The organism is Pseudomonas sp. EL_65y_Pfl1_R83 (assembly GCF_963970695.1).
Classification (GTDB): domain Bacteria; phylum Pseudomonadota; class Gammaproteobacteria; order Pseudomonadales; family Pseudomonadaceae; genus Aquipseudomonas; species Aquipseudomonas tritici.
The window spans coordinates 1-495 of sequence record NZ_CAXAQI010000296.1 but is presented as its reverse complement, the minus strand read 5'-3'; the positions used below and the strand labels follow the sequence as shown (position 1 = coordinate 495).

General features: G+C 64.6%; 1 protein-coding gene. It reads right to left on the bottom strand.

Going from position 1 to position 495, the window contains the following annotated elements:
- The coding region (locus AACY08_RS28960; protein ID WP_339472511.1) for an NnrU family protein at positions 1-290 on the bottom strand (290 nt) is incomplete at its 3' end.
- Between the last annotated feature and the right edge of the window lie 205 nt (positions 291-495).

Here is a 495-nt window from a genome sequence, read left to right as displayed (position 1 = left end):
CCGCGCAAATACGACGCCACAACCATGATCACCGCGGGCAGCATCAGCGCGAGCGCGATGTGCTTGAGCGCCTTGGGCGGGTACCAGACGTCGATCCAGCCGGTCGCCCGGTAGTGGGCAAAGCCCCAGATGATCAGCGCCAATCCCGCGAGCGACACCAGCGAATAGATGATCTTGTAGGTGCCCTCGCCCAGCCGCGCGACCGCCTGCGCGCGCGCCTCACGCTTCGTTGTGAAAACATGGGCCGCGAAAAACAGCAGCAGCCCGAGGATCATGACCAGCAGACCCAAGACATCCTCCCCTCAACCAGCGCCCCGCTCATGGCGTATCATCAATCCGTCGCCGGTCGCAACTCTCGCCGCGGTCGGGCTATTGCCCGGGATCGCGATTGTCGACATAGCGGATCGCGATCGGCCGACCCGCCAGGGCGCCGCCGAGCCCGCTGGTGAATTTCATCGGCAGGCAGGACTTCAGCGAGTCGTTGATCGCATCGAG